We start from the raw sequence: 19,610 nt of genomic DNA, 5'->3' as shown, positions 1-19,610 counted from the left end.
TTGCTTATAAGCTCTGTCCTCTGCCCTTATTTTTCTCTCTGCTTCGCTCCCTATTCTTATTCTGTGCAACAATCTTCTGAAGTCCTTTCAATTTCTGTCTGAGTGACGGACGCTGTTGCTTTTTCTCATTAACTTTTACAAATTCCTTGAATGCCTGTGCTATCACATCAGCATCCTTGCCCTTGAAAAATACAAGATACTTGGGTGGTTCCGTGGTCTTATCCTTCTTTACTGCGAAATCGACATTGTATTTCCTTGCAACACGCTCAAAGGATTTAATATTGCTATCCGTAACCTCAATGGACTTTGCACCCTCTCCCTGACCGACCAGCTTTTTTACCGGGATTTTCCCATGGGAAGGCTCCTTATGCTTCTGGTGTTCCAGATACATCTTCATCGCCTTCTGTAACACGCTTGCGGTCAGTTTGGAAGTCTTGATTGCAAGAGCAATGGTTTTCTGTGTTGTTTCCTCCTGCACGGTGTACCTCCTTCCTTATCTGCACCGATTTGATTCAGGGTGGAACCAACAGCCTGTGTAATAAATATTTCATAAGTTCTCCTTTCCACTTCTGGACATTTTGTCCAAAAGTTTTATAAACACAAAAAAGGGCAACTACAAACCTTTACGGTCTATAACTGCCCTTACGCTGTTGTAAATTATCATATCATTTATCAAGTATCAAGATGTTTATAATTTCTCTACTTTGCGTTGTCCAAGTTCATATCCTTTCCTCTATGCTTCCATACAAAAAACTTTTTCATAACAACTTATTATCAAATAATTCCATAATAATCTGGATCTAAAATAAATTCTCCTTCTGTTTTATCAAGCCACTTTTTTGCCATATTAATAGCATCAACTAAACATTTTGCAAATTTTTCTATTGCCGCATCGTTTATATACCAAAGGGATACTAAGGATCTTTTATCAATCTTCACCATTGTGCCCGCATATAGTACTTTTCCCGAATCAGTTCCCATCTTTTTTAATAACAAACAGGAATTATTAGGATTATCTGGATGCAGCTCTCTTCCTGCCACTACATTCAAATATGGAACAGGTTCTAAAACAGTGCTATACAATATATTTTTTGCCCTATCAGATATAAGATATTGATATCTTCTTACCCAATCAATCAATTCCAATACTAAAACAGCCCATTCAACTTGATATACATTTGATGTAGTAATTGCAGAAAAAATGGCTTCGCCCTTTCTTTTCACTTCTTCTAAATCATTATTTGCAAAGAATCCCAATACCTTATGATTATCGGATAATATATCTATAATTTTCTCTTCTGTAAAATTCAAGACCTCAGGAACTTTCGCTAAAGCATCAGACATTGTGATTGTATTAACCAAAACACAACTTATTTGTTTTAAAATTTCTAATACACAATAATCAATTCGTCCTTTCATATGATCACGTAAAGGGTTACTAATTAAACCTTTCGCTATCATCTCTTTTATCCCCACCGATAATGCCTTAGATACCTCTTCTTTTTCATTCTCATTATCGGAATTATAGAAAAATATACGACGGTGACTCAAATCAAATGGAACACTTTTTAACTCTCCATATTTCAGATTATAGAAGCAAATAATCCTATCCCATCCAAGAGTTCTTACCGCATATCCCAACTCCAACAATACGTTAGGATTGGGACACTTGCGCCCTTTATCGTTTCCATTAATAATAGATATATCACAAATAAAAATATCGGTTTTGGCAATTTTATCAAAAATTGTTCCAGCTATATCTGGTGTACCAACCGTTTTCTTTGTATCTCTATCAACAGCTACCGTCAAACCAGCTTCAAATCCCAATTTTTCTTTCCTAATTGCCTTTTCTATACAATTTTCAATAAATGATCTGTTATCTTTGTTGGGCAAGTCTGATTGCCAAGAATAAAAAATGGTACACTTCATTTCTCTCAGTTCCCCTTTCTCCTTTTAACACAATAAATATATACTGCTTAACTCCGTATACATCTTGTCATCTTCAAACTTCACATCATCAAGTAACAATGCCTGAAATAATACTTCTCTAACACCCTCTAATTTTACCATAGAAAGCTCCATATCCGAAAGTCCATTCGATTTTACACTGTCAAAAGCATATTCTTTTCTTGCCACCAAACAATGCGTATACAATGCCCTAATATACTTGTCCGACATAAGGAAGGCGTATGTTTCATTCCCTTGATATGTATATCGGCACTTTTCCAGATTTTCCTGTGATATATCAAAATAACATCTGACCGTTTCCAAATATACATCTCCATTATACTGCGGTTTCAGCTTTTTTACATACCTTCTAATGGTCGCAAATATATTATTTCTTTCCATAATAGTCTTGGTTCTCTTAAATACTGGCTTTTTCCATCGCAGATCCATATAAACATTATTAAGAATAGTCTTTCCGGCATACTGTTTGAAGTCACCTATCCGCAACAAATATGTTAATACCTCAAACAATTTCTCCTGTGACATTATCTCCTGATACGAATAATCTCCAAATTCAATATGGTCCAGTTTCAAAGGACTACTTCCCTTTTTAATCTCCCGTTCCATTACCCTGTTCACATCTCTCATTGATTCCATACATTTTCCTTTCCACTCCTGGACATTATGTCAAAAAGTAATAAAAAGAACAGCTACAAATCTCTCGACTCATAACTGCTCTGACGCTGTTTTCTATTCCTGCCTTTGCTGCAAAATCATCTTTCTTTACTAAAAGTGCTTTTCGTTCATCTGCTGGCAGACTCTTAAATATTTCCTCATCCCCCATGCCTTCCATTTTCCTGCTCTTGCCTGTGATGAATAATTTCGTATCTAACCATTCCTGCCACAAATTTTCAAATGTTAAACTCGATTGACAACGCCTTTTTTGTTTTCTCACTCACACTTCTGGACATTATCTCCAAAAGTTCCTGATATCAATTTTATTATTTCCATAACTGTATTGATAATTCTGATTATAACAATCATACCACCGATCAACCCACCAATGATACAATCTAGTGCCAATATGCCAATGCTCCCTGCAATACCAAAATTCTTCGGAACAAGAAACATGCTCATTTTCCGCATTCCATATGGACATCCTACCATAATCCAGTATAGAAAATAATCAAACCCATCTGCCCTTGCACATACCGGATAGCACATGATCATCCAGGCAGCTAATATCAGTATCGGAATAATAATTCTAAACAATACCTTTTTCATGCCAGCCTCCTCCATACATATCATGCTGCACTTCCTGCTGATAATAATGATTTATTGTTGATGGTGCATTATACAGTGCTGTAACCATATATGCCTTAATGTTTGAAATTTTTGTTGTCGTGTCTTTCATACACCCCATCACATACTCCAGATGACTGCTCCTCAGCTTTAAGAATTTTGACTTTACAAGCTCATATGGATACTCCTCCCCCGCAATCCGTATCGTAGTCCGCTTTACACATACAACCTCACAGATCAATTCAAATAATTCATCATACAGTTCCCTGTCATTTATTTCATCATATTTCATGTGATGATCGTACTCAATATTTTCTTTGATAATCTCTATGTATGCATCTGCTCCATCCATCCTATCATCGGTCTGATTTCCTTCACCGGATGGATAGATTGGATTGGTATAACTCATATCAGTATAATTTATATCAGTCTTATTATAGTTAGTATAAATAGGGGCTAAATCCTGAACCTCTGCAAGTTCAGTTTCTGAACCTCTTGAAGTCTGCTTTTTATACTTCTGGTGGTTCAGATTCTGTACCTCCTGAAGTTCAATTTCTGAACTTCTTGGAGTATCAATATTAGACTTCTTGAAGTTCAAATTTTGAACTTCTGTGGATTTTCCAGTATTCTCAGGCTCTTTTTCCTCCTGTTCCGCTGACATTGTGGCAAAGTTTTTCACATAGATAATATCCGGTTTGCCAAGACCTCTGCGCTTTTTTTCAATCAACCCAATCCCTTTTTCGGAATCCAGCTCTTTCATAATCTTGACACAGGTTGCTTTCGCACATCCCAAATCTTCCATAATCGCATCCACCGTATAGATGATATACGCCCTGTTTTCCTCGTCTAGCCATCCATTTTTCATAGACAGTGACATCCGATCGAGCATCAAGCCATACAGGAGCTTGGCATCGCTGCTAAGCCCCTTGAACCGCTCATCCTTAATCAGCAACCGGGGGACACGATAAAAAGAGAACTGGTCTGCTTCAATTCCATAGTAGTAATCAAATTTTGTATTCTCGTCCACTTTTTCATGCCTCCTTTGCTGCTTATTTCTCACTGTTTGAACTATTCCACTCATCCAATAGCTGATAGATAACATTTTCAATCTGCTCATTGGAATAATCTTCTGGAAAATATCTGCTGATTTTGTCTGCCTTGATGGTTACTTTTCGCTCTATCGGTTTCGGTTCTGTCAGGATCAGCCTTACCATCGGTAATGTCAGTTCATCACTTTTTCCATACTCCTTCAGCCTTGATGCCTGTACTGTTGAAATGATCACCCCTGTTTCTTCAAGAACAACTTGCACCCACTCCTGTTGCTGTTCTGTCAGAAATGACAGCTCTACACCCTGCACGATTCCAATTTTCTTTTTATCGACCATATCTAAAAGTGCATCCGATAAGTGGGCAAGGTAAATATATCTTTGTACTGTTTTTGCACTCTCTCCTGCAGTTTCCCCAACCTCATCCAGACTGTTGCCTTTTCCTTTTTTACCCTGATGTTTTACAGCTTCATATTTCATAAAATAAGCTTTTGCCTTTTCACTCGGAAGAATATCTTCCCTCTGAATATTGCTGTCCACCATGATAATTGTAGCTTCATCATCCGTATAATCACGGATGAACATCGGCATTGTAGTAAGTCCGACAAGCTCACAGGCGTGTCTCCTGCGATGTCCGGCAATAATCTCATAGCCGCCATCTTTCATTGGTCTGGCAATGCCTGGCATCAATACTCCATGCTCCCTGATGCTTTCCATCGTTTCCTGCATCTTTTCATCATCCAGTACCTTAAACGGGTGTCCTTTGAACTCATGCAGTTCTGACAATGCGATTTCCTGTACCTGCTCTGTTCCTGTCTGTGGCTGCTCCGTTCCAAATAAATCATCAAAGCTGTTCAACTTCACCTTTGCGGCACTTCCAGTCTTACTCATTGCCAAGCACCTCCTCCGTCAGTGATTGGTAGGCACTTGCTACCTTGCCATTCGGATCGTGCTTATAAATGCTCACACCTTCCGCAGAAATCTCCGCAGCTCTTACCGACATTGGAATACTGTTTTCAAATATCCGCACTCTGCTTCCATAATTTTCAATCAGCAGATTGCTGATGTCCCTAGCATAATTAGTACGATTATCAACCATTGTAAGCAAAATTCCCTCAATCTCCAGTTTCGGATTGATCTGTCTCTTTACTTTTCCAATAGTTTTAATCAGCTGTTCCAGACCTTTTACCGGCAGATACGCTGCTTGTACTGGAATCAAGATACTGTCCGCACTGGTAAAAGCATTTATCGTAATCATGCCGAGTGATGGCATACAGTCAATCAGAATGTAATCATAGCGGTCTTTCTGCTGTTCTATGTAGGTACGAAGCACCGTCTCCCTGCTCATAACATTCACAAGTGAGGTTTCCAAACCGGAAAGCTCGATATTTCCCGGCATGAAATCCACCCCCTCCTCATGTCTTAAAATGCCGTACTCCAGTTTTATTTCCTCATCATTGATAATGGATGCCATAATGGTTGCAAGTGTAATTTCCAGTCTGTCCGGCTCCCGAATACCAAGACTTGCCGTAAGACTGCCCTGTGCATCTGCATCTATCAGTAAAACTTTCTTTCCCTGTTTTGCCAGTCCGATTCCTAAATTGCTTGTTGTGGTGGTCTTTCCAACTCCACCCTTCTGATTTGCGATTGCTATTACTTTACACATGATAAATTCTCCTATTCTCTACTATTTTGCTTTTATCTGCTGCTCTTTACATTGCTTTTCTGCACTTCCGCATAAGCTCTGTAATATTTGTTTGTCCCTTTATTGCTATAAAGCTCTGATATCTCCAGAACTTCTACTTTTGGATGACGCTGTAAGATTTTCTGAAACCACACAATGTCATTCTTCGTTCCCATCAATCTGACTTTTAACATTAGTCTGCTCCTCCAAATAAGGCATACAGTTCCCGGTTATAAGTCGCATACTCCGGATAGCGGATCTGTATCGCCTGCCAAAAGAAAGGTGCATAGGCACAGCAGAACAAGTCCTCCACTGTATACTGCCTGCACTCGTTTACCTGTTCCTCTGTTTTTGTGTAATCATCTATACTCGGTGTGCCATTGCAATACAGGTTAAATGCCATTCGCACCACCTTCATACTGCCACTGGTCTGCCAGCCTTCATGCAAACACTCAGTTTTTACACATCCCGTCTTAAAATCATAGATGCTATCAACATTTCTTCTCGTATCATCGCTGATACCAAGGCAATAGCAAAGTGCCTTGTGGTACACATCCTGATAGCGTACCTCTTTTAATTTTTCATAGTAGAATTTTTCATGTGCTTCGCTGATAAAATTGATTGTCTGTTCCTTTTTGTTTTCTGCTCCTAACGCTGTGTTGTTCATAGTGAACCTCCTTTTAAATTGAATTGAAAAAGGCACTCCTAATGGAATGCCCTAATATAAAAAATAGGGACACTCTTTCAAGTATCCCTACGTTCTATCAACATATCTGATAGTTCTCTATTTACTTTCATATTCAGAATTCTTTGTGTTCCCACAACCGAGGTCTAATGCCACAACAACAGTCACCTTCCTCACAAGCTCTTTTTCCTTGTGATTTTCAGCAATCCTGTTGAAGCTGAAAAACTCTACAAAGTGCGTAAATTCAAGGATTTCTACATATCCTTTCTGTGTAGTGCTACCACAGTCTCAACTTGCTGTTCATTAGTTCTGACAAATAACGCTCCGCTTTCACCATCGTAGGTAACAGGGAAGGTGAAATGTATCGTCTTTATCAGATGCTTGTCATCCCGCTTTTCCGGATACAGCTCTATAAACGAAACCATAGCCTGCAACAATGCCTTTTTATCCTCCGGTGACATGACATCGTAGTACTTGCTGAAGCCTTCCAGCATTTCAAAGATGGATTTCTTCGTCATGGCAGATTTTTCAACCATAGTGATTTCCTGATCTACTTCATCAAGTCTTGTCTGTGCATCCTCGATCTTTTCATACAGGTCATCCAGAATGCGGTTTAAACTGTCTACCTTATTTTGATAGTGCCTGTCCGCAATGTCAAGCTCCGTCAGTCTCTTTTCAGTCTGGAGCAGATTGCCGTTATATTTCGTGATTTCATTTTGAATGGCTGCCCGCTTCTTCCGCAGAGAATTTACATCTGTCTGAATATCAATCTTTTGAGAAATAAGCTCTACAAACTCCGGGATTGTCACCATGGAGGATATAACCTCTTTCACCTCGGTTTCCAGTTTGGTGCCGCTGTAATACTTGTTGGCAAGAGAACAGCTGATCCCGTTTCTGTCTCTTCCGGATATGCACCGATAGGAAATATATCTCGGATAATAACCTTCTTTTCCGTTTTTCTTTTTCCTTGGCGGCGCAGTATAACCAAAGATGTTTTTTCCGCAGTCCGGACATCTGATCAGACCAGTCAGTGGATAAACGGTCGTACTGTCACTTCTGGTCTTTCGATGGGCAACGTTCTTTTTCAGCCGCTCTTCCGCTTTTGCAAATGTCTCCTTGCTTACAATCGGTTCATGTACGCCATCCACAAGGATAATTTTGCTTTCATCGTCTTGCTTCACGACCTTTGTTTCATTGTTCTTTCCCTCAACCTTTACCGTATGGCGGCGACCGTAGGAAATCATGCCTGCATAAACCGGATTACTGAGAATGATACGGACGGTTCTGTCTGTAAAGCCAGAGATTTTTACATTTCCGCGCTGCTCACGTTGGATGTTTTCATCATTAAGTTTCTTTGCAATGTAGCTGATGCTCTGCCCTTCCTCTGTGTAGAGCCGGAAAATTTCCTTGACCGTTTCCGCTTCTTTCTGATATATCATTAGTTTTTTATCCTTCAAAGAATATCCAAACGGGGCCTGCGCTCCGTTCCAGAGACCGTTTCTGGCTTTTTGCTGTCTACCGGCAAGCGTCTGTTCATGAATGTTCTCAAGCTCGACTTCCGCGACAGCTCCCATAATATTTGCAATCATCTTGCCGGTAACGGTTGAAGTGTCGATCCCGTCCTTGATCCCCAAAAGACCAATTCCATAGCTTGAAAGCTCCTGAAGGTACTTTGCGGTGTCACTGGTATTTCTGGCAAAACGGGAAAGCTTAAAAACAAGAACATAACGAATGTTGTCCTTCTTGCTCCGAATATCCTCCATCATCTGCGTAAAGGCAGGACGATGCTCGGCATTCTTTCCGGATTTACCTTCATCCGTATATTTCCCGACAATATTGATCTTGCGTGCTTCCGCAAAAGCTCTAATTTCTGCTTCCTGTGCCTCAAGAGAAAAACCGTCCACCTGTATCAAAGTTGAAACACGTGTATATATGTATGCATTTTCCATGGACGGTACCTCCTTCATTCTGTTTTGTCAGTAATAAACATCTACTTCAAACAGTATAAACGATGACAGAAAACTTTTCAATAGCCGCAGTAAAAAAAGAAGAGGGCTGGATGCCCCTTCTTGCATCCAGCCCTCTTGGTCTTCTTCTGTTTCCATAGATTTATACTTCATCAGCAGTTCGGCGATCATCGTAGAACAACGAATGAAGTTTTCGTCTCTCATCAATTCATTGTTCATAAGCTATCCTCAACGTTCGTTTTGCAATCCTGTTGTTTTTCTCCTATAAGCAGCTACAATTTCCGGTGGTATGTTGTCTATCAGAGCATGAAGCTCACAAAGCTCCTGCTCCGTTTTTCCGTATTTCAGTCTGTCCGCAATCTTTTCCTTGCTGGCATCTTTTGCTGTTTGTAATTCCGCTTCCAGTGCGCTGTTCTCATCAGAAAGCGCTTTGTACGCCTTATCATACTTTCTTAGCTTCGTCCGCAGAGCTTCTGTTGCCGGAACATATTTGTCCAACAATGCCTCCAGTTCTTCCATTTTCGATTTTTTATTAAGAAGATTGGTATCTGTCATCAGTTTCAGTATCTGCTCCTTCATCCGGTTCAGATGGACAGCCTCCTTGAACAGCCGCGGCGGGATATGGTCGCGCCCGGTTTCGCTGGCACTCTCGCCGCGCTCCAGATCGGGGTATTTTTTGACCATGTGCTCCCAGAACCTGTCCTGCCACTGCGTCAGCTTCTTCTTGTTGCCGACGATTTCCTTGGCGGAGAGCCGCTTGTCCGCTGTCAGCGGGACAAAGCAAAGGTGCATATGGGGCGTTTTCTCGTCCATATGCACCACGGCGGATATAATGGTTTTGGGATCCTGGTGTTCCCGGATAAAATCCAGCGCCTCCTGAAAATAGGCCTTGATTTCGCCCTTTTTCTTGCCCTTAAAGAACTCCGGGCTGGCAGTCACCAGCGCCTCCACCACGCGTACGCTGTCCGACCGCGTGCGGCAGCCTGCCTCCGCGATCTGCTTTTCCGCCTCGGCGCGGTATTTGCGCTGCGGCGTCACCAGATGGAAATTGAGGTGGCTGCGCGCCGTGTCCACGTCGGGGTTGCTGGCGTACTTCTCCTTGGTACGCTCGTTGTGGGACTCGATGTGGCCGATTTCCGGCCCCTTGTACTTGGCAAAGCGGAGAATGGCGTACTGTGCTTTCATCGGCGCTCCCCTCGCTTCACCCACACGATGTCGCAGTCCAGCACGTCGGCCAGTTCCACGACCTCCTTGTAGCGGATGCTCTCCCTTTGCAATTTTGCGGACAGATTGGAAACACTGTCCGACCAGCCATATTCATCATGCAACAGATCAACAACCTCCTGCATCGTAAAACCGGCACGAATGATCTGCGCCTTGATTTCATTGCGTACACTCATATTCAAATTCCCTCCATAATTAGATAATAAAAAAGCGAAGCCAGTACGCCATTTGGCGCATCCGCTTCGCTGCATCGTTAAAAAAAGCCTTACTCTCAAATCCGCTCAAAATTGCCGTTATGATGTTCTGTCCACAGGTGACACCTATCGACTTTTCTGTTCCATGTGCCTTTACTCTAAACCGTATGATTTCCCATGTTTCCGCACATCAGCTTTGCTGTTCTGAGAAGCGCGATTCCGTAAAACCATTTCTGCCAACAGGCAAATAATTTACGGATTTCACTTAGCTTGATTTCGTGCCCAAAAATATAGGCTGTATCGGTCAGAGTTTTTCATATGGTGGTATTTCAGGAAAAACAAAACGTACATACGTACACGGCGCAGTTGCAGAAGAATCATCGCCAGTCCTCCTGTACGTACGTATGCTCTGAAACATCAGAAAACCCGTTTATATTAGGTCTGGCAATCGCTTCAATACCGAAGAAGCCCCATACACGCCGTCCGGCAGCATTGGTGATCTTATTGCAGTATTCAAGATTGTACTTGCTTTGGTTCGCAATCACACTCTCACTGAAACTGCGGCGCTTTAGAGGTGTCAGATTATTTTCCTCACACCACATCCGGTAAATTTCGTACAAGTCTTTAGAGCTGATGGTGCAGTCCGCCTTCAGCCGGATATAGCCCTCGGATTCCAGAAAATCAAAGACATTGTTATTATCTCGCTTCACTGCCTCCCGGTTATCCCGTGTGCGCTGGCTTTCCGTGAATTTGAAGTTGTTAGCGGCAAGCCGCTGCAAGCCCTCAAACGCCCACAGGAAGATGCCCTCGACCTCTGCTTTCATCTTTTCGGCAAGGTCAGGATCATCTACCCGTCCCGCAGGCTTTTCTTTGGTGGTCAGCACAAGCTGTCGGCGGTAAAATCCGTCGCTTCGGTCATAGAGTGCTTGCAGATCGCCGTTGGAGAACGCCAGCAGGCGGGCAAACATCCAGCCTTGATAGCTCTGCTTGCCCTTGCGTTCCAGATCAATCTTACCTTGGGCGGTCACGATGGACTTGACATAGTTGGTCTGTCGCAGTGCTTCCATCCGCATATCATCATCCACGCACAGCAGAATGTGTTCCAGGTCGGCGCGGGCAAAGCGGTTTTCAGAAATTTTGCCGATGCTGCCATCCTTCATGTTGCTGCCGAGAAGCGCAACCAGCACAGCACCGATCTGTGATTTTCCTTCACCACCGTTTCCCTTAATCACCATCATGCGTTGCCCCTTATTGCTGGGAATCAGGCAATAGCCAATAAACTCCTGTAAGGTTGGAATGTCCTCTGTATAGAGAAGCTCATCCAGAAAAGAAAGCCACCGGACGGGAGCCGGTGCGTCAGGGCGGTATGCCACCGGCAGTCTGCTCCGCACAATGTTCGGTCTGCCCTCGGTAAAGCTGCCGTCCAGCTTCAAAGTACCGTTTGCCAGATGGATTCTATCTGCTTCCGGTGCAAAGTCCTCCACATGAGCCGCCAGCTTCATCACTTCCAGAATGTTGGTGATTTTGCGGGGGATATTGTTCACGGCGCAGCATTTCAGTTTCTCATAGATTTCGCCACGAAGCGGCAGATCATCGGTCACCCTGCCATCCGGCGTGAAGAAAGCGCCATTGGCAAAGATGATTTTCCTGCTGCTCAGAAATTCATCACAGAACAGCGCCTCATTGATATTTGTGCCATCAAACCATATGGGCGCGTCTAAATTAGCCGATTTCCGTTTCGTCACGGGCATCCACCTCCTTTTCCGTCCGTTTCAGGCGTTCTTCCAGCCGGTCAATCATGCCGTCCTTTTGAAGCATATCCACGGTTTTCACGCGAACCTCCAACTCCGCAAAGGTTAAAATATCTGTCAGATCCTCGATATAATCGAGCATCTGGCAGGCTTCCACAAAGTGGTCATCAAGAGTATCATCCGGCGTTTTGGGCGCGTATTGCACCTTCCAATGCGCCAAAAGATGCAGATAATCGCACAATATCCGCTGACAATGCAGCGTCTCATTCTGGAACGCCTTTGCCAGCGGATATTTCGGTTTCCGCAGCGCTGCCGCAGCCGGGGGCTTGTCCGGGTCAATCCCAAAGTCATACGCCAGCTTTTTCGCTGCGTCATAGCTGCTCAGGTTGAACAGCTTTACCACAAGGTCGATCACATCGCCGTGGGCTCCGCACCCGAAGCAATAGAAGTAATCCTCATTCAGCTTCATACTGGGTGTACGGTCGGCGTGGAAGGGGCAGCAGACCATGTTGCCACGATTTACTTCCAATCCGTAGTATTCGGCAGCCTCTTTCACGGAAACTGCCATCTTGATTTGTGTAAATAAATCCATACCTGTTTCCTCCTGTAAAATAATTGAACTTCGCCGTTCTACCCGATGCCGTTCCTGCCCGAGTCCTTACCCTGGCGTTGTCCCTTCCTTGGTACGCTGAATGCGATACTTCTCCGGAAGCATATCCTCATCGGACGATCATGAAATTTTCAAGGTGCTGTGTGGTTTACGTCTAAATTTTAGTAAGAAAACAGGCCCTTTCCCGTATATCCAAGAGGTAGGAAAAGTGGGGTAGAAGTTGAAATTTTCCACGCTTTGAGACACAAAACGGAAAAACATGATATAATACAGAAAAATGAAAAAGGAGGCTGCTGTATGCAAGTCAAGCTGACAATCGGAGAGAGATTGAAAGATTTACGAGTAGAACGAAAGCTGACCTTGGAGCAGCTTGCCGCCGAAGTGGGCATCTCGAAATCCGCACTTGGCAAATATGAATCAGATAACGGCAAGGACATCAGCCCGTACAGCATTCTGCTGCTGGCTGACTATTACGGTGTTTCCTGCGACTATCTGATGGGGCGGACGGAAACAAAAAATCACCCAAACACAGCTCTGCATGAGCTGCATTTGAGTGATGCTTCGATTGATGTATTAAGAACAGGCAAGTTCAACCACCGGCTGCTGTCGGAGCTGATCTGCCACAAGGATTTCCAGCGGCTTATGCTGGATGCTGAGATTTACGTTGACCGGATCGCAGATATGCGGATCAAGGATATGAATACGGTTCTGGAAGCTACCCGCCAGATGGTTCTGATGGAGCATGGCGAGGAAGCTAACGATCTGTACCTCCATACTCTGAAAGCGGCGCAGATACAAGAGGAAGAATATTTCGGGCATCTCGTTGCGGACGATCTAAGCAATATCCTGCGTGACATCCGTGAGGAACACAGGACAGATGCTCTGACCGCAGACGATGACCTGTCTGCCGCCGCTGTGCAGAAGCAGTTGATGGAGGCCGTACATTTTGAGGGAAGCTCCGAGGAAAAGAAAATCCGCGCGTACCTTGCAACACTGGGTATTGATTACGACACGCTCACGAAAGAAGAGTTTGTTTCGCTGATTGGAATCCTCAAGAAGTCCAAGCACCTAAAAACTCCCATCAGCCAACGCGGGAAAACGACCATGACCCACGGCAAAGGGAAACGAAAGAAGCGCTGAAACAGGAGCATCGCTGCGGCGGGACAAGGGCTGTATATACCTCTGCTTCCTTCTCCGGCCAGTCGGATTTTTCTTTTCAAAAATCCTGCATTTGTGTCACCTTGGTGTCACAAAATCCGCCTGTCCTACTGCCGCAGAAAAGTGTCTGCCTACCGCTATCTGCCCTCATAGCAGATGGCGAAGCCAGCCCCTTTCCCGCGTCAGCCGGAAGCAAAGGTATAACACACTAGACTTTGCAGAGCAAAATCGTGTGCCAACAGGGATGCTGCGCGCCCCTATTGGAAACCCAGCGGCAAAGAGATATTCTCTTTGCAATCCCTCATTTTCCTCGCAGATGCATATACAAACTGCAAAAGCAACAGCTTGAAAATAGAAAAACGCTGTAATCTTCGCCATATAATTGGGCGAAAATTACAGCGTTTTTATCACACTCAATGTAAATAAAAAGTGGGCAGCCGTTTCAACAGCATTGATATAAGATATCCAATCAGCACAAACATCACCATTACGGAGAGATAGTTGATCAGGAAGAGGATTACAGGCTCGGAATAATCGTAGAATACGAAGTGGCTTCTGAGCAGCAGATACAAACTAACGCCTCTGCGTCGGAAAGCGAACGCGCCATACACTGCCCAGAGCCAGCCGATCAGTCGCAGGCTCCATATTCGCATGGATGAAGGCTGCAAGTGTTTGCGCGCCATCGCCAGCATCATGCTCCAGTGAAACCCCAGATGCAGGCTCATACAGACGAAGCCCCAGTAGGCACAGAGAATATGCACCTGCTGTGCAAGCTCATAGCCGCCATGCCTGGGGAGAAACGCAAACACATGGCGGGACAGCACAATGCCGCTGATCATGGAGCCGACCATGCACAGGAAAATCAGCCCTGCCAGTGCTGTCTGCACGACGCGCAGGGGAGTGTAGCGCCCCCGCGGAACAGCTTGGATCCATCGGTGGTTCAAAATATGGTGCGCCACGGACAAGGCAAACATTCCCATGCCGATCCACTCGTGGGCTGCCTCACCCACAAGGCCATAGGCCATCAGAAGCAGCATGGACACCGACATGGCCGCATCCACGGCGATTTTTATTTTGAGAATTGGTTTCATGTCCTCATCCTTTGCTGTGAGAGATCACCCAGTTCAAATTGTCAGGGTCGTCAAAGACCACATTGGCTCCGCCGTGGTAGTTATAAATGCCCTTTTCGTTGAAGAAGGCGTTGTCGGGTGTTTCGATACGCAGAACTTTGTCGATGTCGGCACCGCTCCAACCGGCGTTTTCATAGGCATCGTGAAGATTTTCGTAGGCCGAGCGGGCCTTGGCGCTGCCGTAATACTCGTCGCCGTCGGCCATGTAGATATAGATCGCCACACTATTCTCCGCAATGGGTGCATAGCTGCCGTCCCACTGAGAAGCGCCATGGAGATAGGCGGCGTACAGGTCGGGTCGCATGGACACTGCACGGGACATGGTCTCGCCGCCTGCGGAATACCCGGCGGCATAGATCCGGCTGGTATCCACGGCAAAACGATTGATAAAGTATTCCGTTAGTTCAATGGCCTGCCGGGCGGATTTTTCGCCCCAGTCAGTGAGCTGTGCAGAAACCACGACCATCTCGGTGTCCAGCCTTGTCCATGCGGTAAAGCCATTCCAATTCAGATTGCTGCCGGAAGAGTCTTCACCGAACCACATCATGTTATAGCCCGGCATAACGACCATCATCGGAAACTTGCGGCTGCCGTCGTAGCTGTCTGGCAGATAATAGCTGTAATGGATGTCGCCGTCCGCGCCGGAGAAGATTTGCTCTGCAAACAGGCCAGTCTGAACCGGCTCCGATGTGACAGCCGATGCTGTGCTTTCCAACGGTTCTTCCGTCAGTTCGGCACTCGGTGCAGGCGTTGTCTCTGGCTGGGTCGGCACTGCTGTACCGGCTCCGCACCCCGCGAGAGTCAGTATCAACACAAGAGTCACCGAAAGCGAAAAAAATCGATTCACTTCTGCTCGTCCACCGGCGGAACCATTTCCGCATACTTTTTGAGCATTTCCGGGGTGCTGGTGTAGTAGCGCACATTCTTGTTAAGGGCGGTGATCTGCGCCATTTCCTCATCCGTCAGGGCAAAATCGAACAGGTCAAAGTTGGACTTGATATGGTCGGGATTCTTGGAGCCGGGGATGACGATGTTGCCGCTCTGAATGTGCCAGCGAAGAATGACCTGCGGTGCGGACTTGCCGTACTTCTTGCCAAGCTGGGCAAGCAGCGGTTCCTGAAGCAGCGCCTTATCGCCATGGCCCAGCGGATACCATGCCTGCGGCACGATGCCGTTCTCCTTCAGGAAGACTTTCAGTTCAGGCTCCTGATGATAGGGGTGCAGCTCGGTCTGTAATACCGTGGGGCGCACCTCGCAGATGGAGAGAATCTCCTTGATCTGCGCTTTGTTGAAGTTGGACAGACCGATGGCGCGCACCTTGCCCTCCTTGTACGCCTTTTCCATCTGGCGATAGCCATCCACATAGTTGCCTGCGGGCTGGTGGATCAGCAGCAGGTCGATGTAGGGGGTATCCAGCCGGGCAAGGGTTTTGTCCACCGCATCGGGCTGCTCATAGAAGCTGGGCCACAGCTTGGTTTCGAGAAAAATTTCCTCCCGCTGCAAGCCGGACTTCTTCATGGCGCGGCCAACTGCCTTTTCGTTCACATAGGCGTTGGCTGTGTCGATCAGGCGATAGCCGTCCTGCAAGGCACTGACGCAGGAGGCCTCGGCCTCGTCCGGAGTCAAAAGAAATGTGCCTATACCGGCCATAGGCATTTTCACGCCGTTATTGAGATTTGCATATTCCATAAAAGATTCCTCCTTAAATGTTCTTTCCAAGTTTCGTGGCTTCGTTTTTATTGGTCGCCATGCCGCTGTAGGTCATACCGTAGAGACCGGCGAAGCGCTTCATGGTATACTCGCCCGCATCCAGCATCCATTTTTCCGGAGCTGCGCCCTGAAACACAAAATACAGTTTGCGTCCGGACAGTTCGCCGTCCTCCACCTTGCCGTAGAAACGATCCAGCACGTTGCGCACGCTGCCGCAGATGTTGTGCCAGTACAGGGGTGAGCCGATGACGACGATGTCCGCCTGCTTCATGGCACCAATGACAGCATCCAGCCCGTCGCCGGGGAGGTTCTGGCCGTATGCACCGATGGTGTAGTCCGTAAGGTTCAAAGTCTCATATTCGTGATCTTTCAGCAGTTCTGCCGCCAGTGCGGCGGTGTTCCCGTTTTTGTTGGGACTGCCGTTGATAAATAAAATGCTCATAGTGATGCTCCTTATTTCAGCTTTTGATATTCTTCTTCACTCACTGGTTCACACCACTGACTGCGGCAGTTTTCTCCAGGTACTTCCACCGCCAGATGGGAAAACCAGCTGTCCGGCGCAGCGCCGTGCCAGTGCTTGATGCCGGGGGCGATGTTGACCACATCGCCGGGGTGCAGCTCCTGCGGTTCTTTGCCCCATTCCTGATAGTAGCCCCGGCCTGCCACGCAGACGAGGATCTGCCCGCCGCCTTTGTCCGCCTCGTGGATGTGCCAGTTGTTGCGGCAGCCTGGTTCAAAGGTCACATTGAATATTTTGACCTGCGCTGTGGAGACTGGCGCAAGATAGCTCTGCCCGCTGAAATACTGTGCAAAGCCGTCATTGGGTGCGCCGATGGGAAATATCATACTGTTTTGATGACGCTGCTTTTCGTCGGTGCTTTCCTCGTCTGCCCAGATGTCCTTTGCCATGCGGAATGCTGCCCATGCCTTCGGCCAACCCGCATAAAATGCGGCGTGTGTCAGGATCTCCGCAATTTCGCTGCGGGTGATCCCATTTTCCTTTGCCATTGCCAGATGATGACCGAAGGAAGTATCCGTCAGCCCCTGCGCCATCAGCGCTGTCACGGTGATGAGGGAACGGTCGCGTGCGGAAAGCTCACTTTCCCGGCTCCAAACCTCACCGAAAAGAACATCATCATTGAGCTGTGCGAACTTCGGCGCAAATTCACCTAAAATATCCCTGCCCGCTGTTATTTTCTTCATGTCGGTCACTCCATTTCACTGAAAACTGTTTCCAGCCATGCGGCGTAGTCCTTAACCCAACCACCATCAGAGCCGAAGCCGTGAGGCCAGCCGTTCAGCACGATGCGCCCGGTGGAAATGCCCATTCCAGAGATTACATCATATTGCTGCTGGAACTGACGATAGAAGGGGTCCTCGGTGCCGTAGACATAGAAGGTCGGCGGCAAATTGCCCTCAGCCAACCAGCTTGCATCCATATTTCCCACGCTGAGGCGTCCATAGAAGGAATAGATCATGCCTGCGGCGGAGGCATAGGCGAGAACGGTGTCCAGCTCGTCCGGCACATAGGTGCTGTCCAGCGCCGTGCCGGTTACATATTCGTCATAGTGCATCAGAAATTCACCGGCCTGAATGCCGCCCGCCGAAAAGCCCATGACGGCAATATCATCTGGGTCAATACCATAGATCTCCGCATTTTTGCGGACAAAGCGGACGGCTCTCGCCACATCCAGCGCACCTTCCTCCTGCGTATAGGGAGACAGGCGGTAGTCTACGATGAAGGTCTGAAAGCCCAGCTCTCGCAGTGCTGCGGCGGTGGGCAGCGAATCGGTGTAGTTGCCCCGAAACTGATAAGCGCCGCCCGCCATCAGCACCACCGCGCCTTTTGGCTTCACGCCATCCCGGACGGGGATAGCGGTGACATAGGGGCGGAAGTTCCAGTCATCGAAATATCCGGTCATGTCCTGCGTAAATTTCGTCCTGGCGGGGACATTGCCCTCCTCCCAAAGATAGAGCACTTGAATGTTTGCAGGGTCTGCTGCCGTGTTCAGCACGGTGTTATTACCTGCCGGTTCCGGCATCTTTTGCAGCATGGCTGTGCGGGAATAATCGGAAATCTTGCCGCTGCCGAAGTTGTATGCATCAGGAAAATCGCCCGGCGTGGCTACAGTGTCCGTAGAAGATCCGTCGCGCAGATCATCGATGGGGGTGGTGAAAGCAGAACTGCTTTCGTTTGGTTTCGTTGTCATAGCATCCTCAATAGCCGCAACGCCGTTTTCCAGCTCACCGCCGGGAGTCCCGACGGACTCCCGGCCACAGGCGGTCAGCGACACGGCCATGAGAATTGCAAGCATTGCGGCGAAAACTCCGTTCCTACGCATTACAGACCCAGTCCATTGACCCAGGACTGCACATCATCACTGGAAACGCCGGAGGAGAACCGCTGGCCTTCCTGCCACTCGCCGGTACCGGCCATGTCGGCCAGCAAACTGCCGCTCTGACCCATGCCGGAGGAGGAAGAAGTGGCAAAGGGGATGACGGTCTTGCCGGTGAAATCATTGTTTTTTACAAAGGTGTCCACGGGCCACGCTGCGATACCCCACCAGATGGGATAACCGATGAACACGGTGTCATAGGAATCCCAATCGGGAACTTCAGTGGTGGTCAGGGGCACATCCCGCAGGGACTCGTCATCATGTTCACGGCTGACGCGGCTGTCGGGGTTCGTCCAATCCAGATCATCGCTGGTGTAGACTTCAGTGGGAACAATCTCAAAGAGGTCGGCACCGGCTGCCTCTGCAATATCCTTGGCCACCCGCTCGGTGTTACCGGAAGCGGAGTAGTAGACCACCAGCGTCTTGCCGGTTTCGGGCTGGGTCTCCGGCTCGGATTCTGCGGGAGCGGTCGAGGAGCTTTCAGACGGTTCCGTGGCGGGCTGTTCGGTCGGCGCAGAGGTTTCGGGCTGCGTGGTGGAAGATGCAGGCTTGTTGGCAGAGCCGCAGGCGGCAAGGCTAAGTACGAGCACGACACTCAGCAGTAGTGCAGTCAGTCTTTTCATGATAAAATCATCCTTTCAATTCAATTTTAGTTTTATTTACATTCGCAGAGAATGTCATATATTTCATCGTGGGTCAACTTTTTGCAGCAGCCGGGGGTGAGAACGGTAGAATCCGCAATGGCGCGAAAATCGGTGTCATCGGGGATACCCAGCTCTGCAAAGCTGGTCGGCAGTCCAATTTCC

At 46.9% G+C, this 19,610-nt stretch carries 24 protein-coding genes; 1 reads left to right on the top strand and 23 read right to left on the bottom strand.

The genetic code is table 11. The annotated features are described in order from the left end of the window. Nucleotides 1-4 precede the first annotated feature (4 nt). The 16 genes from OCV96_RS11420 to OCV96_RS11345 all read right to left on the bottom strand — a co-directional run bounded on the left by OCV96_RS11420 (nucleotide 5) and on the right by OCV96_RS11345 (nucleotide 12,392). Entirely contained in the window at nucleotides 5-478 is a 474-nt protein-coding gene (locus tag OCV96_RS11420; RefSeq protein WP_138345487.1) for a PcfB family protein, read from the bottom strand. 296 nt (nucleotides 479-774) lie between these two features. Continuing rightward, entirely contained in the window at nucleotides 775-1,929 is a 1,155-nt protein-coding gene (locus OCV96_RS11415) for a hypothetical protein (RefSeq protein WP_138345485.1), read from the bottom strand. Between the two features lie 24 nt (nucleotides 1,930-1,953). Beyond that, entirely contained in the window at nucleotides 1,954-2,604 is a 651-nt protein-coding gene (locus OCV96_RS11410; protein ID WP_117831500.1) for a hypothetical protein, read from the bottom strand. Between the two features lie 25 nt (nucleotides 2,605-2,629). After that, nucleotides 2,630-2,902, bottom strand: coding sequence for a hypothetical protein (locus OCV96_RS11405; RefSeq protein ID WP_138345483.1), 273 nt, complete (start codon nucleotides 2,900-2,902; stop codon nucleotides 2,630-2,632). Continuing rightward, nucleotides 2,899-3,231, bottom strand: a complete 333-nt coding sequence (locus OCV96_RS11400; RefSeq protein ID WP_138345481.1) for a DUF6050 family protein — start codon at nucleotides 3,229-3,231, stop codon at nucleotides 2,899-2,901. The genes OCV96_RS11405 and OCV96_RS11400 overlap by 4 nt, the downstream gene beginning before the upstream one ends. Next, entirely contained in the window at nucleotides 3,212-4,276 is a 1,065-nt protein-coding gene (locus OCV96_RS11395) for a DUF6017 domain-containing protein (RefSeq protein WP_117831502.1), read from the bottom strand. Before OCV96_RS11395 ends, OCV96_RS11400 begins: the two co-directional genes overlap by 20 nt. A gap of 22 nt (nucleotides 4,277-4,298) precedes the next feature. Next, entirely contained in the window at nucleotides 4,299-5,186 is an 888-nt protein-coding gene (locus tag OCV96_RS11390; protein ID WP_138345479.1) for a ParB/RepB/Spo0J family partition protein, read from the bottom strand. Then, nucleotides 5,179-5,961 carry a ParA family protein gene (locus OCV96_RS11385; RefSeq protein ID WP_138345477.1) on the bottom strand — a complete coding sequence of 261 codons (783 nt, stop codon included), beginning with the start codon at nucleotides 5,959-5,961 and terminating at the stop codon, nucleotides 5,179-5,181. The genes OCV96_RS11390 and OCV96_RS11385 overlap by 8 nt, the downstream gene beginning before the upstream one ends. A gap of 32 nt (nucleotides 5,962-5,993) precedes the next feature. Beyond that, complete coding sequence (locus tag OCV96_RS11380) at nucleotides 5,994-6,173, bottom strand: hypothetical protein (RefSeq protein ID WP_015516251.1); 180 nt, start codon at nucleotides 6,171-6,173, stop codon at nucleotides 5,994-5,996. Then, on the bottom strand, nucleotides 6,173-6,646 hold the full coding sequence (locus OCV96_RS11375) for a DUF6075 family protein (RefSeq protein ID WP_262575272.1): 474 nt from the start codon (nucleotides 6,644-6,646) through the stop codon (nucleotides 6,173-6,175). Before OCV96_RS11375 ends, OCV96_RS11380 begins: the two co-directional genes overlap by 1 nt. Nucleotides 6,647-6,918: 272 nt before the next feature. Next, on the bottom strand, nucleotides 6,919-8,613 hold the full coding sequence (locus OCV96_RS11370; RefSeq protein WP_262594576.1) for a recombinase family protein: 1,695 nt from the start codon (nucleotides 8,611-8,613) through the stop codon (nucleotides 6,919-6,921). 27 nt (nucleotides 8,614-8,640) lie between these two features. Further along, nucleotides 8,641-8,850, bottom strand: a complete 210-nt coding sequence (locus OCV96_RS11365; RefSeq protein WP_156058221.1) for a hypothetical protein — start codon at nucleotides 8,848-8,850, stop codon at nucleotides 8,641-8,643. Between the two features lie 9 nt (nucleotides 8,851-8,859). Then, nucleotides 8,860-9,816, bottom strand: a complete 957-nt coding sequence (gene mobV, locus OCV96_RS11360) for a MobV family relaxase (protein WP_156058220.1) — start codon at nucleotides 9,814-9,816, stop codon at nucleotides 8,860-8,862. Beyond that, entirely contained in the window at nucleotides 9,813-10,031 is a 219-nt protein-coding gene (locus OCV96_RS11355; protein ID WP_156058219.1) for an LLM class flavin-dependent oxidoreductase, read from the bottom strand. Before OCV96_RS11355 ends, mobV begins: the two co-directional genes overlap by 4 nt. 395 nt (nucleotides 10,032-10,426) lie before the next feature. Continuing rightward, a complete protein-coding gene (locus OCV96_RS11350; RefSeq protein WP_345780266.1) occupies nucleotides 10,427-11,794 on the bottom strand; it encodes a DNA primase family protein in 1,368 nt (455 codons plus the stop codon). Then, nucleotides 11,772-12,392: a CHC2 zinc finger domain-containing protein gene (locus tag OCV96_RS11345; protein ID WP_156058217.1), complete on the bottom strand. Its 621-nt coding sequence runs from the start codon at nucleotides 12,390-12,392 to the stop codon at nucleotides 11,772-11,774. Before OCV96_RS11345 ends, OCV96_RS11350 begins: the two co-directional genes overlap by 23 nt. 315 nt (nucleotides 12,393-12,707) lie before the next feature. On the opposite strand from OCV96_RS11345, the gene OCV96_RS11340 reads away from it, so the two are divergent. Beyond that, on the top strand, nucleotides 12,708-13,550 hold the full coding sequence (locus OCV96_RS11340) for a helix-turn-helix domain-containing protein (protein ID WP_262594574.1): 843 nt from the start codon (nucleotides 12,708-12,710) through the stop codon (nucleotides 13,548-13,550). 431 nt (nucleotides 13,551-13,981) lie between these two features. Here the strand turns inward: OCV96_RS11340 and OCV96_RS11335 are convergent, their stop codons facing one another. From OCV96_RS11335 to OCV96_RS11305, 7 genes are read right to left on the bottom strand one after another with little or no spacing between them, the layout of a single operon-like run. Then, complete coding sequence (locus OCV96_RS11335; protein ID WP_262594573.1) at nucleotides 13,982-14,659, bottom strand: DUF4405 domain-containing protein; 678 nt, start codon at nucleotides 14,657-14,659, stop codon at nucleotides 13,982-13,984. Nucleotides 14,660-14,663: 4 nt separating this feature from the next. Further along, nucleotides 14,664-15,545: a prolyl oligopeptidase family serine peptidase gene (locus OCV96_RS11330; protein WP_262594572.1), complete on the bottom strand. Its 882-nt coding sequence runs from the start codon at nucleotides 15,543-15,545 to the stop codon at nucleotides 14,664-14,666. After that, complete coding sequence (locus OCV96_RS11325; protein ID WP_262594570.1) at nucleotides 15,542-16,387, bottom strand: aldo/keto reductase; 846 nt, start codon at nucleotides 16,385-16,387, stop codon at nucleotides 15,542-15,544. The genes OCV96_RS11330 and OCV96_RS11325 overlap by 4 nt, the downstream gene beginning before the upstream one ends. A 13-nt stretch (nucleotides 16,388-16,400) precedes the next feature. After that, nucleotides 16,401-16,850 (bottom strand): flavodoxin family protein, encoded by a 450-nt coding sequence (locus OCV96_RS11320; RefSeq protein ID WP_262594568.1) that lies wholly within the window; start codon nucleotides 16,848-16,850, stop codon nucleotides 16,401-16,403. Between the two features lie 11 nt (nucleotides 16,851-16,861). Continuing rightward, entirely contained in the window at nucleotides 16,862-17,611 is a 750-nt protein-coding gene (locus OCV96_RS11315) for a carboxymuconolactone decarboxylase family protein (protein ID WP_262594567.1), read from the bottom strand. Nucleotides 17,612-17,616: 5 nt separating this feature from the next. Beyond that, complete coding sequence (locus OCV96_RS11310) at nucleotides 17,617-18,723, bottom strand: alpha/beta hydrolase (RefSeq protein WP_262594566.1); 1,107 nt, start codon at nucleotides 18,721-18,723, stop codon at nucleotides 17,617-17,619. A 26-nt stretch (nucleotides 18,724-18,749) separates the two neighbouring features. After that, nucleotides 18,750-19,427: a flavodoxin gene (locus OCV96_RS11305; RefSeq protein WP_262594564.1), complete on the bottom strand. Its 678-nt coding sequence runs from the start codon at nucleotides 19,425-19,427 to the stop codon at nucleotides 18,750-18,752. Nucleotides 19,428-19,610 lie beyond the last annotated feature (183 nt).

It is taken from the genome of Waltera acetigignens, assembly GCF_025567015.1.
Taxonomy (GTDB): domain Bacteria; phylum Bacillota; class Clostridia; order Lachnospirales; family Lachnospiraceae; genus Acetatifactor; species Acetatifactor acetigignens.
The sequence above is the reverse complement of the archived record's forward strand: the minus strand, read 5'-3'. Positions and strand labels throughout refer to the sequence as shown.

Coding starts and splice junctions, on each gene's coding strand:
- OCV96_RS11335 (WP_262594573.1), bottom strand. CDS start 14,659: ATGAAACCAATTCTCAAAATAAAAATCGCCGTGGATGCGGCCATGTCG.
- OCV96_RS11380 (WP_015516251.1), bottom strand. CDS start 6,173: ATGTTAAAAGTCAGATTGATGGGAACGAAGAATGACATTGTGTGGTTT.
- OCV96_RS11390 (WP_138345479.1), bottom strand. CDS start 5,186: ATGAGTAAGACTGGAAGTGCCGCAAAGGTGAAGTTGAACAGCTTTGAT.
- OCV96_RS11400 (WP_138345481.1), bottom strand. CDS start 3,231: ATGAAAAAGGTATTGTTTAGAATTATTATTCCGATACTGATATTAGCT.
- OCV96_RS11340 (WP_262594574.1), top strand. CDS start 12,708: ATGCAAGTCAAGCTGACAATCGGAGAGAGATTGAAAGATTTACGAGTA.
- OCV96_RS11325 (WP_262594570.1), bottom strand. CDS start 16,387: ATGGAATATGCAAATCTCAATAACGGCGTGAAAATGCCTATGGCCGGT.
- OCV96_RS11385 (WP_138345477.1), bottom strand. CDS start 5,961: ATGTGTAAAGTAATAGCAATCGCAAATCAGAAGGGTGGAGTTGGAAAG.
- OCV96_RS11410 (WP_117831500.1), bottom strand. CDS start 2,604: ATGGAATCAATGAGAGATGTGAACAGGGTAATGGAACGGGAGATTAAA.
- OCV96_RS11310 (WP_262594566.1), bottom strand. CDS start 18,723: ATGCTTGCAATTCTCATGGCCGTGTCGCTGACCGCCTGTGGCCGGGAG.
- OCV96_RS11355 (WP_156058219.1), bottom strand. CDS start 10,031: ATGAGTGTACGCAATGAAATCAAGGCGCAGATCATTCGTGCCGGTTTT.
- OCV96_RS11365 (WP_156058221.1), bottom strand. CDS start 8,850: ATGAACAATGAATTGATGAGAGACGAAAACTTCATTCGTTGTTCTACG.
- OCV96_RS11345 (WP_156058217.1), bottom strand. CDS start 12,392: ATGGATTTATTTACACAAATCAAGATGGCAGTTTCCGTGAAAGAGGCT.
- mobV (WP_156058220.1), bottom strand. CDS start 9,816: ATGAAAGCACAGTACGCCATTCTCCGCTTTGCCAAGTACAAGGGGCCG.
- OCV96_RS11415 (WP_138345485.1), bottom strand. CDS start 1,929: ATGAAGTGTACCATTTTTTATTCTTGGCAATCAGACTTGCCCAACAAA.
- OCV96_RS11315 (WP_262594567.1), bottom strand. CDS start 17,611: ATGAAGAAAATAACAGCGGGCAGGGATATTTTAGGTGAATTTGCGCCG.
- OCV96_RS11305 (WP_262594564.1), bottom strand. CDS start 19,427: ATGAAAAGACTGACTGCACTACTGCTGAGTGTCGTGCTCGTACTTAGC.
- OCV96_RS11375 (WP_262575272.1), bottom strand. CDS start 6,646: ATGAACAACACAGCGTTAGGAGCAGAAAACAAAAAGGAACAGACAATC.
- OCV96_RS11370 (WP_262594576.1), bottom strand. CDS start 8,613: ATGGAAAATGCATACATATATACACGTGTTTCAACTTTGATACAGGTG.
- OCV96_RS11320 (WP_262594568.1), bottom strand. CDS start 16,850: ATGAGCATTTTATTTATCAACGGCAGTCCCAACAAAAACGGGAACACC.